Annotated in this window: 15 protein-coding genes; 1 reads left to right on the top strand and 14 read right to left on the bottom strand. The window is 41.2% G+C overall.

The annotated features are described in order from the left end of the window. Window position 1: 1 nt before the first annotated feature. Window positions 2-622, top strand: a complete 621-nt coding sequence (locus ACFYU8_RS03810) for a Crp/Fnr family transcriptional regulator (RefSeq protein WP_390295663.1) — start codon at window positions 2-4, stop codon at window positions 620-622. 130 nt (window positions 623-752) lie between these two features. On the opposite strand, the gene ACFYU8_RS03805 is transcribed toward ACFYU8_RS03810, so the two are convergent. From ACFYU8_RS03805 to ACFYU8_RS03740, 14 genes are all read right to left on the bottom strand, one after another. Further along, the gene (locus ACFYU8_RS03805) at window positions 753-2,708 is read right to left on the bottom strand and encodes a GTP-binding protein (RefSeq protein WP_390295666.1); all 1,956 of its coding nucleotides are present in this window, start codon (window positions 2,706-2,708) and stop codon (window positions 753-755) included. A gap of 323 nt (window positions 2,709-3,031) precedes the next feature. Continuing rightward, a complete protein-coding gene (locus ACFYU8_RS03800) occupies window positions 3,032-3,316 on the bottom strand; it encodes a hypothetical protein (protein ID WP_390295668.1) in 285 nt (94 codons plus the stop codon). An 84-nt stretch (window positions 3,317-3,400) separates the two neighbouring features. Further along, on the bottom strand, window positions 3,401-4,636 hold the full coding sequence (locus ACFYU8_RS03795) for a sensor histidine kinase (RefSeq protein ID WP_390297293.1): 1,236 nt from the start codon (window positions 4,634-4,636) through the stop codon (window positions 3,401-3,403). A 4-nt stretch (window positions 4,637-4,640) separates the two neighbouring features. Continuing rightward, on the bottom strand, window positions 4,641-5,339 hold the full coding sequence (locus tag ACFYU8_RS03790) for a response regulator transcription factor (RefSeq protein ID WP_390295670.1): 699 nt from the start codon (window positions 5,337-5,339) through the stop codon (window positions 4,641-4,643). 53 nt (window positions 5,340-5,392) lie between these two features. Further along, window positions 5,393-7,375, bottom strand: a complete 1,983-nt coding sequence (locus ACFYU8_RS03785) for an ABC transporter permease (RefSeq protein WP_390295672.1) — start codon at window positions 7,373-7,375, stop codon at window positions 5,393-5,395. Between the two features lie 24 nt (window positions 7,376-7,399). Then, a complete protein-coding gene (locus ACFYU8_RS03780) occupies window positions 7,400-8,086 on the bottom strand; it encodes an ABC transporter ATP-binding protein (RefSeq protein WP_390295674.1) in 687 nt (228 codons plus the stop codon). Window positions 8,087-8,112: 26 nt separating this feature from the next. After that, complete coding sequence (locus ACFYU8_RS03775) at window positions 8,113-8,832, bottom strand: lipoprotein BA_5634 family protein (RefSeq protein ID WP_390295677.1); 720 nt, start codon at window positions 8,830-8,832, stop codon at window positions 8,113-8,115. A gap of 247 nt (window positions 8,833-9,079) precedes the next feature. Next, the gene (locus ACFYU8_RS03770; RefSeq protein ID WP_390295679.1) at window positions 9,080-10,516 is read right to left on the bottom strand and encodes a sensor histidine kinase; all 1,437 of its coding nucleotides are present in this window, start codon (window positions 10,514-10,516) and stop codon (window positions 9,080-9,082) included. Next, window positions 10,517-11,170: a response regulator transcription factor gene (locus ACFYU8_RS03765; RefSeq protein WP_390295681.1), complete on the bottom strand. Its 654-nt coding sequence runs from the start codon at window positions 11,168-11,170 to the stop codon at window positions 10,517-10,519. 92 nt (window positions 11,171-11,262) lie between these two features. Beyond that, a complete protein-coding gene (locus ACFYU8_RS03760; protein ID WP_390295683.1) occupies window positions 11,263-12,066 on the bottom strand; it encodes a hypothetical protein in 804 nt (267 codons plus the stop codon). A 464-nt stretch (window positions 12,067-12,530) separates the two neighbouring features. Continuing rightward, a complete protein-coding gene (locus tag ACFYU8_RS03755; RefSeq protein ID WP_390295685.1) occupies window positions 12,531-13,412 on the bottom strand; it encodes an IS3 family transposase in 882 nt (293 codons plus the stop codon). A gap of 8 nt (window positions 13,413-13,420) precedes the next feature. Next, the gene (locus ACFYU8_RS03750; protein ID WP_390295687.1) at window positions 13,421-13,717 is read right to left on the bottom strand and encodes a transposase; all 297 of its coding nucleotides are present in this window, start codon (window positions 13,715-13,717) and stop codon (window positions 13,421-13,423) included. A gap of 63 nt (window positions 13,718-13,780) precedes the next feature. Beyond that, window positions 13,781-14,377 (bottom strand): flavoprotein, encoded by a 597-nt coding sequence (locus tag ACFYU8_RS03745; RefSeq protein WP_390295689.1) that lies wholly within the window; start codon window positions 14,375-14,377, stop codon window positions 13,781-13,783. 18 nt (window positions 14,378-14,395) lie between these two features. After that, window positions 14,396-15,796 carry a lanthionine synthetase C family protein gene (locus ACFYU8_RS03740; RefSeq protein WP_390295691.1) on the bottom strand — a complete coding sequence of 467 codons (1,401 nt, stop codon included), beginning with the start codon at window positions 15,794-15,796 and terminating at the stop codon, window positions 14,396-14,398. Between the last annotated feature and the right edge of the window lie 6 nt (window positions 15,797-15,802).

Below are 15,802 nucleotides of genomic sequence, written 5' to 3'. Positions count from 1 at the left end.
AATGGCCTGTCTTCGCTATCAGTGGACCCCGTACCTCATGTATGGCACGAAGATCGAAATGGGAAAACATACAACGATCTACCATCAAGGCGATGTGGGAACTGGATTTTATTATCTAGACAAAGGGAGCGTAAAGATCACTCTCTTATCTGAGAACGGGCATGAGCGGTCTATCGATTACATTCCCACAGGTGGGTTGTTCGGGGAGCACGGCGCCTATAACGGCTCATACCTGACATCAGCCATAACTACTTCTCCTTCCGTCGTTTACTTTTTCTCCGACGAGGTCTTATCCCGCATCTGCCAAGACCATCCACAGTCGGCAGTAATCTTCACCAATTCACAAATCTATAAGCTCCGTCTCCTGGCTGAAATCATCGCATTCACTGACAGTCCCATTGAGCTACAGATGGCTAATTATCTGCTCAAACTGATAGCTGTGTACGGAAATAATCATATCCCAATCGATCAGACGTCTTTTGCACGCTATATTGATACGTCTCGCATTACGGTGAACAAGACTTTGCAGAAATGGCGACAGCAAGGCTTGATTGAGCTATCTGAGCGTAGTGCCATTCGAGTTGTAGATTTAGAGGGATTGCGTGGAATTGTCAGCTGTTGAAGACAGATATGCCACATATTGGGCTATGCCCATTTTCATATCAACGAAATGGGGCGAAGCCTAATCAGGCTCGCCCCTCTGGATTGAAAGTAACCTTTGAAACTCTTGATACAGCCCTGTTCGGTTCTGCTTAGAGCAGATGCATCTTGGCTTCTGCCTCGTCCCACGGCACCGAGTATCCTGCCCCCCTGGCGCAAAAGATCGAGGAGGATGTATAAAGCGGATCTGCATCCTTTTCATAGCTTTTCCGCTCAATCACTTCCTCCGCGTTATGGCAGCGATCGTATCCGCCAAATACACAGCGGATGCTGCCTCGTCCATGCGTGAAGGAAGCGAATTCGGTGCTGTAATTCATGAATGTTGCTACGGGCACCCTTCCCGTAATGACCGCATGCGTATCCGACATCTGCGGTGGCTCGAACGAACCTGAGGCGCGCTGAATATCCGAAAGTACCCTCCCCATCTCGTTCATTCCCACCTTTATTTTGAAGTCATAATATGGTTCTAACAGCATATTCTCCGCTTTCTCCAGCCCCTGCCGCAGCGCGCGGAAGGTGGCCTCACGAAAGTCACCTCCATGCGTATGTTCGTTATGCGCACGGCCTATTAGGAGCGTAATTTTCATGTCGTCGACCGGCATGCCTGTCAATAGCCCATGATGCTCTCGTTCGTAGAGATGAGAGGCAACCAGATTCTGGTAGTTGAAACTCAGTTCATCAGGATGACATACGCTAGTGAAGTGGATCCCGCTGCCTCGCTCTCCTGGTTCAAGCAGGAGGTGTACTTCCGCGTAATGCCTGAGCGGCTCGAAGTGTCCATACCCCGTCACAGCAGACTGTATCGTTTCTTTATACAAGATTTCTGGTTGGCCGAAAGTGACAACGAAACCGAAGCGTTCCTTCACAACCTGCTCCAGCACTTCTAATTGGATCAGACCCATGACGCGAATGTGAATCTCTTGCAAACTCTCTTCCCAAACCACATTCAAAGACGGGTCCTCCGCATTCAGAATGCGAAACGCACCGAGCACTTGCTGCACGTGAAGCGAACCGTCAAACTGTACTTTCGACTGTAGTGTCGGCTCAGTCTCATAAGCAAACTTGTCTGAGTAGAGCCCCACCCCTTGTCCAGCTTCCGCCTCTGACAAGCCGACGACCGCAAACAAATCACCGGCAGCTACTTGTTCAACCGATTGCGATTTTCTACCATTAAACAATAAGATTTGTGTAATCTTCTCTTCGTATCGAAGTCCACCGCTCTCATAGCTGATCAGCTCCCGTACCTTCAAATTGCCGCTCAGCGCTTTGACGAACGTTAGTCTCAACCCGTTTGCTGCGTGTCGAATTTTATAAATGCGCCCCCCGAACGGAGCAGTCTCGTCATAAGACGCAGTCGTCAACAAGGACAGTTGATTCAGGAATTCTACAACGCCATCATCTTGCAATGCCGAGCCGCAGGCGCAGGGGAAAAGACGCCCTTCTCGTATCATCTCCTGCAAGGCACCCAGCCAAAAAGCTTGATCGTCCCTTTCCTCTATGAACGCTTCTAGCAATGACTCGTTTCGCTCCGTCATCATCTCCCGTAGCCCCTCACCGACGATACCGTTGGCGAAAGTGTCCTTGACTGAACAGACATCCCTTGTCAACTGACTGCGTATCTCCTCTTCCGTCCTGCTGGCATCCGCGCCGATCCGATCTGTTTTATTGATGAAGAAAAATGTCGGTATCCGATGTTTGCGCAACAACTGCCAGACTGTCTCGGTATGACCCTGAACACCTTCTACCGCACTGACTATCACGATAGCGTAATCCATTACCCCGATCGCCCGCTCCATCTCGGAAGAAAAATCGACGTGTCCAGGCGTGTCGATCAAATAATAAACGTCGCCCTTATGGTGCATAACCGCCTGATCGGCGAACACGGTAATGCCTCTTTTCCTCTCGATATCGTGGCTGTCCAAAAAGGCATCTTGATGATCCACCCGGCCCCGCGACCGGATGCTGTTCGTATGATATAGCAACTGTTCGGCGAAAGTAGTCTTGCCCGCATCCACATGGGCAAACAAGCCGATCGTTAGACGCTTCATGTTATCCCTCTTCCATAGCTACTCGACTGCCATTTCTTTTCTCATTAAAACATAAGAATTGCGAAGAAGGATAGGCTTGCCAGTTTGAACCATGCGTGCGTTCACCTCTGTTGGATTGAATGTCAAGTTAACACTCAATAGAGTCTTCTGTTACGAACACATCCGGGGTCGCATAGTAGTTCGAGGTTGCACCGAGGTCGAGGAGGACCAAGTCACCATCTTCCGCACGCTGATGTCTCATTCCATGATGCTGAAAAAAATAAAATGCACACCTTCCATGAGCCTGTAAACATCACGGTCAGTGTGCATTCGTATTCTTCCGATTAATTTTTGAAAAAACGCCACGTGCCCTGAATAGTCAGAAGGATGGCACCGTTTTCTTCCGTAAACTCCAGTAGCCCAAATCCATCCGCGAAAAACAGGTTGTCTCTAAGGGGAACGCAAACGATTTCCGTATCCTCATCGATAAATACGGGTGTTTCGTCCTTGAGAATGAACGAAAAATGGAGCACCTCGTTTGTGTAGTTCCCTTCAAACGCATGCCATGCGGACGAATCGGACTGAAACAACTGCTCAGTCGTTCGCTGGCACGGCGACCCGTTGATCATAATGAATGCCAGGGACAAAGCATAAGAAAAAGCCAGCTACACCTCTTAACGTGGTGAAACCGGCTTTTCTTTGCTTGTATTTACTCAAAACTTCATGAAAGTAATCGTAAATCTTGTATAGTTATCTTTCTCACTCTCCACTTTAATCATGGCATGATGTGCTTCGATAATGGCTTTGACTAGCGCCAATCCAATCCCTGACGAATCATGTTTTTTAGAACCGCTTGCTTTGTAGAACCGATCAAAAATATGCGCCAATTCCTCAGGTGCAATTCCTTCACCGAAGTCTTGAATCACCAACTCCGTATAGATCGGTGTATCTTTTACTTGAATCATGATTTTACTGGTGGGTTTGGAATGCTCGATCGCATTCTTTAGCAGGTTCAACAAAGCTTCCTGCATCCATAGTTTATCGTGAGGAACGACGATTTCCTCCGGCGCATCCCAGTCAATGGCTATATGTTTATCACTGATCATGCTTGTCAAGCGATCCAAAACTTCCTCGATCGTCTCCACCAAATTTGCTGGTTCTTTATCAAATGAAATAGCTCTGGCGTCGATTTTTGCTACCTTTAACAAGTTTTGAATTAAGACATTCATTCTGGCGATTTGAACTTCATTATTTTGCAGTAATTGAACTTGCTGCTGGCGAGGCAACTCTGCGTTCAACATCATTTCGTTGTAGATGGATATAGTTGAAAGAGGCGTTTTTAATTGATGGGATATGTCTTGCAGCATTTGTGCTAAAAACTCTTTCTCTTCAAGAAGATCCTGCATGCTTTTTCGAATAATATCTTTCATGGAACGAAAGGAAACCGCTAGTTTGGCGAGATCCCCTTCTTTATTTTCATTGATGACAACCGTGTAGTCCCCATCGATTATTTTTTTTGCTGCGGAAGTAAGTTGTCTGATTTTATGGAAGACAATCTTGTATTGCATATAGCTTGCACTAAACAACATTAATCCGAAACAGATCAATCCCCAATAAATCAATTGATTATGGCTGGAAATATGAATATTTAAAAGGGGAAAAAGCTCTGACTCCAAATCTTCATCTAATCCATACTCTCTAAGGATCTCTCTTCCTTTTTCCTGATACTTACTTGAATTAGATGAATGACTTGTTAAGACTTTCATAATTTCCGCTTCATTTTCGGGATTTTGTTCAACCAATCTAGCTGTAATCTCACCCCAGGTTGCAATGGAGTCGCTTTTCAAATGATCATAAAACAGTTGATGTGCAATAAACTGGTAAATGGTAAATAGAGATAACAGAACTGCCAGTATGGTCATATACCCTTTTAATTCGGTATTCTTCATCATCTTACTCTTTACTCACATCCTTATTCCACCGATAACCCATTCCTCTTTGGGTGACGATAAACTGCGGATTTTTGGGGTCATCTTCCACCTTATCTCTTAAACGCTTAATGTATACAGATAACGTGTTTTCATCAAAAAAAGCATCTTCTCCTTCCGATATTTTCATCAGGAGATCATCTCTTTTTAGTACTTTATGGGCGTTCATCATGAAAGTCAGCAGAAGCTTGTATTCAAGATTGGTTAATGGAATGCTTTCGTGATTTTTATAAGCCTTGACTAGATTCGCATCTATTTTTATATTTTCAGATGCTAAGGTAATAGAAGAAGTTTCCAATCTCCCTCGTTTGCGCAATTGCACTTTCACTCTGGACATGAATTCCTTGACTCGAAAAGGCTTCGTTATATAATCGTCCCCGCCAATATCCAAGCCCATTACTACATTTGCTTCTTCATCCAAGGCAGTTAAGAATATAATAACGGATGAATCCTTTTGTTTTTTGAAATGCAGACATAAATCATAGCCGTTTCCATCTGGAAGACCAACATCTAGAATCGCCAAATCAAAGTTTTGATGATCAAACTGGTGTTTCGCTTCTTTTACACTAGAGGCTCTGACCACCTCATAGCCTTCATTTCTCAATGAGAATTCGATGGCCAGACCAAGCGCTTCATCATCTTCCACAAGTAATATTTTATTCAAGGTTGTCCTCTCAATCCGAATAGCCCGACTATAAAATAGCCAGGCCCATTCTATTATTGTTCCCTGATAACATCGATAATATTCTCTTTTTGGATTTTTCTCAGTGGTATCAAAACAGATAAAAAACTGATGAACAAAGCGGAAACAAACGTAATGAGACAAGCTTCGTAGGGGATTGCCCATTCGACCTGCAAGACACCGGAAGCCGCTAAATAGATAATATAAGAAAGTATACAACCGAAAAAGATCCCTTGCAAACTTCCTGAAAAACCGTAAATCAGCGCTTCATAGATGATCATTTTTTTCAAATCCCTTTGTGACATGCCTATGGATTTTAACGCTGCAAGTTCTTTTCTTCTGATGATGACGCTGATCGTAATCGTATTGAGGATATTGAGACTGCCAATCAAAGAAATGACCGTAATAAAACTATATACCAGCACTTTTATGACGAGCTCTGAATCTTTCTTCACAGTATTCTCATCGATGTGATTCACAATGGTAATGAAGTGTTTTGTTCCAACTGTCTGCTCGATGTCAGCAACAGTTGCAAGAGATTGAGTCTTATCCTTCAAATCGATTGCAAAACTGAAGTCCTGTTCCTTAACCCCGGATACATTTTCAAGCGACTTCAATAGCTCCAAAACTTGCCGTCTTTCTACTGAAGAATCATCATGATCCTGTTCCAGATAGATGGATAGATCTGATTTCGTAGATAAATCTTTCACATATTTCGATGCAAATGTGATATCCATCAAAGACGAGAAAGTAATAAACAATACACTGGATATAATGATCGATAGAATCGTAATGGTATAACGATTTATATTCCTTTTGACATTTTTCAAGGCCAGGCTCAAGGGAAAAGATAACGGCTTTTTCAACACATTATTCTTGTGTTTTTTGATCGCCTCTTTTTTAATGGACAGCCTGCTACTGATGGCCAGCAATGGGGATATTCTGCCCGCAAAAAAAGCCGGGAAATAACTGGACGCTAATACGGCCGTCAGCGTAATGAGCGAACTGATGAATAAAATCCGCCAATCGATATGAAAGAACGAAACACCTGCACCATCTTCTAAAATGATCGAGAAAATGGATTGGAGAGCAGCGACCGCCAATATGCTACATACAAGCCCAACCGGTATCGCGATGACAGCCAGTACAGCTGCTTCTCTCATCACGATTTGTCTAATTTGCTTTCGCGTAGCGCCGATGCTTCGGAGCAAGCCGAACTGCTTCATCCGCTCTACGACGCTGATTTGAAAAGCGTTGTAAATCACCACAACTGTCGCGATCACAACAATACTGACGACGATGACGAGCACGGCCAAAATCGATTGATTCGATCCCGGTTTCAAAACTCTGATCAATTCTTCATTGATAACAAGATTCTCGTCTTCGGTAAGTGATTTTATCTCCTCTAAAACCTCTTTAAAGTCCGCTTTCTCGTTTATTTCGGCTAAGATCCTACCCTCTCCAACAGCAAAATCATGTTTATATGTTAGTAAACGGCCCACTTTATTTTTCTGAGTGAACGCGCGATTATCCAGTAAACCAACCAATCGATAGGTTTGACCATCTAATTCAAATGAGTCGCCGATCTGAAGATCTTTATTAATAAATGGAAGCACCCATGAATCAACAACTGCTTCATGTTCATTGGCTGGTAATTTGCCGTTAGCGAGGCTGTAGGTTAAAAACTCCATAGCGGGATGATCAGCGAAATTCTTTTGAACAGAAACCTCTCCAACCGGAACGATGCCGCCCTGAGACATCAAACCAAACGAAACAATTTGCGGATTATATTTGATCTTGTTTAATAATGCTTCATCGTAATTAGAAATACCGACATGAAAAGAAAAACCGTTTACCTTCTTGATGTTCTCAATTTGCGAGAGCTGCGATCCTTTCATAAATAGGCCGACTGTGGAAATTAACGCTACAGAGAGTATGATTCCGATCAAAGTCAAAATCGTTCGTTTCATATTCCCCTTTAAATACTTGCTGCTTACTTGTTTATAACTGCTGATCAAAATCATTCTCCTCCAATCTTTTAGCTAATTCGCAGCAAGCCGTTGATCTGAAATGATCGTACCGTCTTCTATCGTAATGATCCGGTCAGAAGCCGAAGCAATCGCAAGATCGTGAGTAATCAAGACAATGGTTTGATTGTATTTCCTGGCAGTCAATCGCAATAAATCCATGACTTCCTTCGTATTTCGCGTATCCAGATTACCTGTGGGCTCATCCGCTAAAATCAAGTGCGGCCGATTCATTAATGCCCTGCCGATGGAGACCCGTTGCTGTTGGCCGCCCGATAATTCGGAAGGCAAGTGGTCTTTTCTTTCATGGAGACCCAGGATTTCAATCAATTCATCCAAATACGTCATATCTATCGGTTCATCATCCAATAACATGGGCAACGCGATATTCTCCTGGACATCCAATACAGGGATCAAATTAAAAAACTGAAAAATAAACCCGACTTTTCTTCTTCTAAATATCGAAAGTTCATCATCCGAATAATCGTAAATATTATGATCCCCAATGAATACTTGTCCTGAAGTTGGACGATCCAACCCGCCTAAAATATGCAGTAGTGTACTTTTACCAGAACCAGAAACACCAACGATTGAGACAAACTCTCCTTGCTGAATCGAAAGGTGAATCCCTTTTAGCGCATCTACCCTGTTATTTCCTTCCCCATAACTTTTTACTACGTTTTCCATTCGTACAACTTCCATACAGCTCACCCTCTCATCCTTCAAACTCAATCTTGTACGTCTACGAAGTTTACTTTGTCTTTGCTATTGGGATATACGTTCCCGATTTCTTGTAAGACTTGGTTTACCTTATCTTTCTTCTTATAATCGAAGCTGCCATTTTCAAACTGGATCAAGGAGAGCGTAGACTCTGCTTCTGTTAATTGGTTGTAAGTCTGGTCGTCAACAATAACAAGATCAGCTTGTGGTATATACCCGATCCACATCTGATGTTTCACATACGCTACAGGTACCATCTGGCCGTTCAAATCGATTTGGTTATTCTTCATTTCATAATCACTTGAAGAGTAAAACAGATTTTGACCATTCGATAATTCTTTTATGCTGGTAACAGGGTCTGAAATAATGGACGAGCTGTCTGGATCTTGTCTGGCTCTGAGAATCCCCTTTTTGATGAATTGCTCAGCTGTGGATCGAGTAACAACCGAATATTTGATTTCTCTTGTTTCAAATTCTTGACCCGTTTCTTTCTGATCTTGCTCAGTCAATTTCGTCATTTTTTTCGTTGTAACCAATTTCATTTTGTAGTCCATCGTTTGTTTGGAGTTATCTTTATACAACTCTTTGACCTGATTCGCATCCTTTTCTGTGCCAATAATAAGAACACCATCGACCCCTTGCGATGGACCTTCTACAAATCGTTTTACTCCGAATCCAATCCCTGCAAAGATGACAATAACCAACAAGAAACCTATTACTTTTTTCATCTTACCTGCTCCCTTACTAACTAGTTATGTCTGGATTATAGACGAGACTTTCATGCAATTGAATGACTCTTATCTAACGATTTTGGCCTTCTTTCTTACATTTTAGTAAGAATGGAGAAAGGCTGTCCCACAGTCATGACTTTTGGGACAGCCCTCTGGAGCTCTGCGGGACTTACACGACATTGCTTCTACTGATAGTTCCGGAAAACATCAGCGATTGGCTCGCGCACGGCAAAACTTTCTTCAGCTAATAGTTAAAAACCAATTGAATAATTGTTCCTTCACCGAGCTTACTTTCTATTCTTATATCAGCTTCATGAATTTTAGCGATCTCCTTACATAATGAAAGCCCGAGCCCGAGTCCTCCTCCATTCGATCTTGATCTCGATTTGTCGGACATAAAAAATGGCTCAAAGACTTTTGTTATGTCGTCATCAGGAATACCGATTCCTGTATCTTTCACTTCCAGAATAATTTTTGACTCCGTATCTCTATATGAACGTAGAAGTATTTTTTCGTTGTTCTTCGATGCTTTAATCGCATTGTCTATCAGGTTTGCAAGTAAAATTTTCATCAAATCCTTATCCATTAAAACACTAAGATTCTCTGTCGATATTTCCAGATCAATATTCTTTATGTTCAGCTTTGGAATAAAGGAATTTTTGATTTCCATAATAAGTTCCTCAAGTTTTCCCTTTTTCAACTCAAAATCTTCTTTTCGCAAAACAATGAGCTCCATAAGCTTAAAAGTCAGTTTTTCTAGCCGCTTGCCTTCTTCATAGATAAAGCTTAATGAGTTGATATAGGTCTCTTCATCATATTTATTCGTTCGTAAATAATCCGCATAGCCTATGATCGAAGTCAAGGGAGTCCTTAGTTCATGTACTAGGTTATCGATAAACCTTTGCTTGTCTTCTGAAGTTTTTTTAAGCTGGTTTACTTTATCTTCTACATCAGCGGCCATCAAATTGAAATTTTCCGCTAACAACCCGATTTCATCATTCGATTTTACCTTAACTCTTTCGCTAAAATTCCCGCCTGCAATTATTCGTGTTGACTTGATCAGTTTATTAATCGGTTTTACTATAAACATGCTCATGCTTATGGTAACAATGACCAAAATTGCTGAAATAAGAGCATTTAACTTTATTAAAAGGCTCAATAAGTCTTTTCTATTTTCATAAATACTCGAAATATCTTTAGCGTAAGAAACCTTGTAGTGGTTATTTTCCAAATAAATATTCTTAGCTATAAATAAGTAAGTCTTTTCCCCTAAATCCCGTATGATGTAATTTACTTTATCTGATGGTATGTTTAATTCTTCTCGATGAGTAAGAGTTATCTTGTTGTTTTTAAAATGACTGAAAATTACCTCATTATTTTCATCTATTACATCCAGATATACATCCTGTTCTCCGAGGTTGTCCAAGTAAGTACTAATCATTGAATCTATGTTTTGTTTGCCTACTCCTTCAGCATCCGGGTTTGCAGATTTTTGAACTTTAAGCAGATATAGATTTGATTCTAAAGAGTTAGCAAATCGATCCTGTTCACTTATCCCGGAACGGATCTCCATATTGAGATTTAGTTCAAAGCTGCTATTAATAAGGTATATGGATGCTGGGACAAAAAAGATTTCAAATATGATTAATGTACATAAAAATATCCGCTGCCAAAATTTCATTTATTCCTCCAGCCTATATCCCAACTTAAATACTGTTTTAATTTCATCTTTCCATTCCAACTTTTTCCTTAGCTTTTGTATATGGTTGTCTATCGTCCGAGTCTCGCCAATGTAGTCATATCCCCAAATTTTTTCTATTATTTTTTCCCTCGTTAATACGATGTTTTTATTTTGTACTAAAAACACCAATAATTCGAACTCCTTCAAGGTAAGCTCAATAATTTCACCGTTCTTTTTCACCTGCATTTCTTGCAAGTATACTTCTGTGTCTTTAAAATTTATGATGTTGCTTTTTTTATTGTAATGCCTTAATACATTTTCAATCCTAGCCAGCAATTCAATTCCTTCAAAGGGTTTCGTAATATAGTCATCTACTCCCGCTTTTAATCCATACACCTTATCTGCAACTGAACTTTTCGCAGTTAAAAAAATGACAGGTATTCCTAAAGGTTTAATTTTTTCGAATAAAGTAAATCCATCAACCTTTGGAAGCATAACATCCAAAAGTATTAGATCAAAACGATCTCTTTCAATTACGCTTAGGGCTTCCTCTCCATTAAAAACGATTGAACTCTCATAATTTGCCGTATTTAAATTCAATTTGATTAAATTTGCTACGGCGATATCATCTTCAACAACTAAAATGTTAATCATTCTGTTTTTACCTCGTTCCTTTTGTAACGGTTAGATGGAGTAAGTACCATTTAGGGCACTTACTCCATCTAACCAGTCCTACTATATCAATTTTAATTCACTTTCAGTTCCCTGAAATTCTCACGGTAATCTTTTTCTTCGGAAGGTAGAGGGATTAGTCTGTCATAATTAATATCATAACTAGATACTGAATAATTCTTCAGACTAATTGTCATCTCTACATCCCTTCCATCTTCCAGATCGCAAAGAACACGTATGGTTCCGGAATTAGCAGTCTTACTAACCTTCATCGTATTTTCCTTAACATTTTTCTGTTGTTTACCAAAAAAGTTGATAACCGCAGCTTTAACTTTCGCATCATCGACTGTTGTCTCTGAGCTGCGATCTTCATTAGTGAAAGCAGATAAAGAAACAATTTCCCCTGTTTTTTCATTTATGACAATGCGATTAGAAGCAGGCATTGACTGTTTTAAGTCTTCAGAACGAACAAACTGTACCACGATAACATTTGCAGTATCTTTTTTGGCGTTTTCTTTTAATACAGCTGCATCTTCTTTTGAATATAAATCCATAAAAAACTTAAAGTCTTCTTGCGCGTTCGTTCTATTAACACGTGCCTCACCAAAAGATTTCGCGTCAAGCCCCATGTAATCTTTTAGAGCTTTGGTTGCAATTTTTACCGCTTCTTCATTACTAATCTTTCCATTTGCTACTTTGACTACATGATTTGTATTTGTTTCGGTGGTTTGATTTGTGCCATTTCCTTCTTTGCTTGTCACCGTTACGACCTTGTTTTTAGTAGAATGAACTGCGTTTTCGCTTGCATATACAGCTGCTGTAGCACCGCCTACAATTGATAGTGCCATTGAAAAAACGAGAATATTTCTTTTATTCATAGTAATGCCTCCTGAGATTTTTTGTTTTTGGTTTGTGCACGAAACCCTTGTTACAGGTAATAGAATATAGCGGTAATATGTAAAAAGTATCTTTCAGTTGTCTCCAAGTTGTAAATTCTATAAAGAGACTTGAGAATTATGTCAGGTTCTTTCATCTCACTACGGCTACAGTAGCATAATAAAGCGAAAAGAAGTTCAGGTAAAGAAAATAGAAACGAATAGAAAAGTTAGGCAAGATTGAAAAAACCACCTGGAGGATTGCATCAGGTGATTCACTTGCTCCCTATTCCATTACGAATGATGCCGATTACCCTAACGAGTGCGGAGGAGACATACAAAAAAGACTGCTTCACTGGCACAAGAAGCCGAAGCAGTCTTTTCTCTCTACAGCTACACATTCGTTTAAAATGCTCCTTATACAGTGCACTGCCCCCTGTCAAGTAGACAGTATGTAGAGAGCAACACTAAGCGACCTGAGCCCGATATTCATATGGACTTAGGTTGTTTAATTTTTGTTGAAAGCGTTCATGATTATAGAAATGGATGTATTCCTTTACAGCATGCCTTACTTCCTTGGCTGTCCGGAAAGAATAGCGTGAAAAACATTCTGATTTGAAGTGACTGAAGAAGTTCTCCATACTTGCATTGTCCCAACAGTTCCCTTTTCGAGACATACTGGGTATGATTTTGTATTTCGTAAGAAGATGATTATACTGACGGGATGTGTATTGAAATCCCTGGTCGCTATGCAGGAGGATTCCTTTCACATCTCGTTTCTTTTTCGCTTGGTTGAGCGTATCGATCACTAATTTGATATCATTATTTCTACTGATCTGGTACGCAGTAATTTCATGATTGTATAAGTCTTTTATTACAGACAAATATAGCCTTTGCCCGTTGAAAATGAGATAGGTAATGTCCGTTACCCATTTCTCATTTGGATGAGAAGCTTGGAATGCTCTGTTTAACAGGTTTCCTGAGACAACGTACGCCTCTTTTTTACCATAATAAGGCCTCTTTTTACGAATAGCTGCTTGCAGCTGCATTTCGTTCATGCAACGTTGGATTCGTTTGTGATTGATCGGTAAGGGGGATTTCTTCTCCAGCCATATCTTAACTCGTCGATATCCGTAAATCCCCTTCACTTCTTTATGGCATTCCATAATTCTTCTCTTGATCTGTTCGTCTTCCAGCTGCTTGGGAGTAATCGTTTCCCTTCGCATTATCCATTTGTAGTAGCCACTTCTGGAAACTTGAGCTAGCTGACATAAAAGTAGAACGCTGTGTCCGCTCTTGGCAAGCTCCTCAATAAGTGCAAACCGCTTTTTGTAAGGTACTGATTCCATCCCACCCTTTACATCTTTAAAAGCTTTTTTAGCAAGGCATTTTCCGCTTCCAGTCTCTTCATTTTTGCTTCAGGATCCTCGGGTCTTATTTTGGGTCTTCCTACACCAATTCCCCTTACTTTTCCTCGTTTTTCTTCCAGTCCAGCTATCCCTTCTTTTTGGAAATGATTCACCCATCGACGTAACATCGTCGGATCAATCTCCAATTCTTTTCCGCATCTTCTGTATCCCATACCCGTTTTTATATAAAAATCCACTGCTTTTTTCTTAAAGGCTACGTCATACGTCTTTTGGATATTCCCCATTGAAATCTCCCCCTGTCAAAGACAGAATACGTTGCGCTCTTTTTTCTGTCTACCTTAAGGGGATCATAACTCAGAAGGAGTTGTGCTTTCTTCTCGTTCAAGTAATACATTTTTCATTTCCTGCATCACAGCTGGTCCCTGTGGCAAGATGAAGTTAGGCTGCTTGGTACCAGATGCTACTTCATAAGCCATAGCTTCTACTGGATCCACAACGATGTGACCGTCCTCTCGAAGCTGATTTACATTTCGCTGAACCACATTTTTCGTCCACATGAGGCGATTCATATTTGGAAAAAACATAACGGGTTTTGCATGCGCTAGAATCGTGGAGGTTAGCAAGTTTGGGGCAATTCCGTTAGCAGCTTGTCCAATGACATTCGCTGTCGCTGGCAAAACAACGAACAGATCTGCCCAACGTGCTAACTCAACATGGTTCATTTTTTTCTCAAGACCAGGCTCTTCATCTATAAAAATCTCGTCACAGAAAAACAAAATCGTAGACGGCGGGACGAGCGATGCTGCCTGTTCTGTCATCACTACTTTTACCTCTTTGAACAGGGCTCGAAACATACTAAGATAAGCAGACACTCCTATAACGGCAATCGAGCCTGATATGCCGACCAAAAGTTTCTTCTCCTTCAGTAATGGATCGTGTATCATCTCTTGATTTCTCCTCTTTTAGGCCAACAGGAATGGCTGATCCCATAGTGGCTCTTGATTACTGCTTGCAGATAGAAGAGCAAGACCAATACCAGCGGCACCTTCAAGTGCACCTGCCTTATTAAGCCCTACTTTTCCATCACCATTTGGTTCTATATCTTGATAACCAAAAGGAAGGGACGAATTAAAATTATCGACTAGGCACTTAGCTAAATACGCGATATGTGGTTGATAGCGTTCGTCATCTGTAGTCGTTGCCATTCTAAGAGTCATTTGCAAAAGTCCCGCTTTTCCATGACAAAACGTATCTGCGTATAGATTCCAATCGCTTTCTGATCTCTTGAAAACATCTTCGTAGGCTTGAATAGCTAGATTACAATAAGATGAATCTTGCAAAGCTTCACCGGCAAGATAGAGTGAACGAGCTACCCCTGGTGTGCCATAGCACCATGCATCACGTCGAAACGACTGTTGGGAAAGCACTTCTTCCCCTAGCTCTTCCTCTAATTTCACTCTACCTCTCCACATCATCCCACAAGCGTCCTTTTCCTTCCAGCGCACGAGCCATTCAGCTATGTTGCGTATTGCCTCCCTCTGACCAGGTACTTCTACTCCTTCTCTCAGAGCAAGTGATAATAAGGCTAATGGTCCCGGAATCCCATGAGCAAGACCTACGTTAAAATTGCCTTTCGGATACATCTCTTTATCAATGTCTAAATATTGCATCTCTTGAGTCAAGTACCACCCTGGTATTTTTCTACCACCTTCATATTCTCTAGGCTGGCTTAGATATACGAGATATCGCAAAACATCCTGCAAGGCAGAGTGAAGAACATCAATCTGTTTACTGGCTAGTAGGTATCTTCCAATGCCTGCTACACCTTTAATAGCATCATAGATATGAGGGTTACTTCCCCCTCTTTTTTTATCAAGGACATACTCTTCTTCAAGGATGACCGCTGTTCGTTTAGCGAGCAATTGATCCAGTTGTCCAAGAAAACGTTGATAATGTTCTCGATTGCGTGAAGCTACCAACGTAGCAAAGCAAATACCTGCTACTCCACCACACATGGACTCACTTGAAATGCCTACTGCCTTAATTTTTTCTTGAAGAGCAAGAAGATGATCATGAGCAATAAGATTCCAGCCTTTATCAGGGAAATGTCGATCCAACTCAGCGAAAAAGAGTATCGTGCCAGGATATCCGTGAGAAAGAGTAGCAGCCCCCCAAGGATGTTGATGAATCGGTCCTGCGACACTTATGTTTTCTTTGTTCATCACGACTTTTTCTACCTGAATGGGATCTCTCAAACGCGCGGCTACCTTTAGTGCAGTAGATAAAGCCTTTGTTCTTAGCTCTTCATTTTGAATCCCTTTCCATGCATGCTTTGTCGTTACCACCGGTTTATTTGTCTCCATACTCTC

It is taken from the genome of Brevibacillus sp. NPDC003359 (assembly GCF_042878995.1).
Lineage (GTDB): Bacteria > Bacillota > Bacilli > Brevibacillales > Brevibacillaceae > Brevibacillus.
The sequence above is the reverse complement of the archived record's forward strand: the minus strand, read 5'-3'. Positions and strand labels throughout refer to the sequence as shown.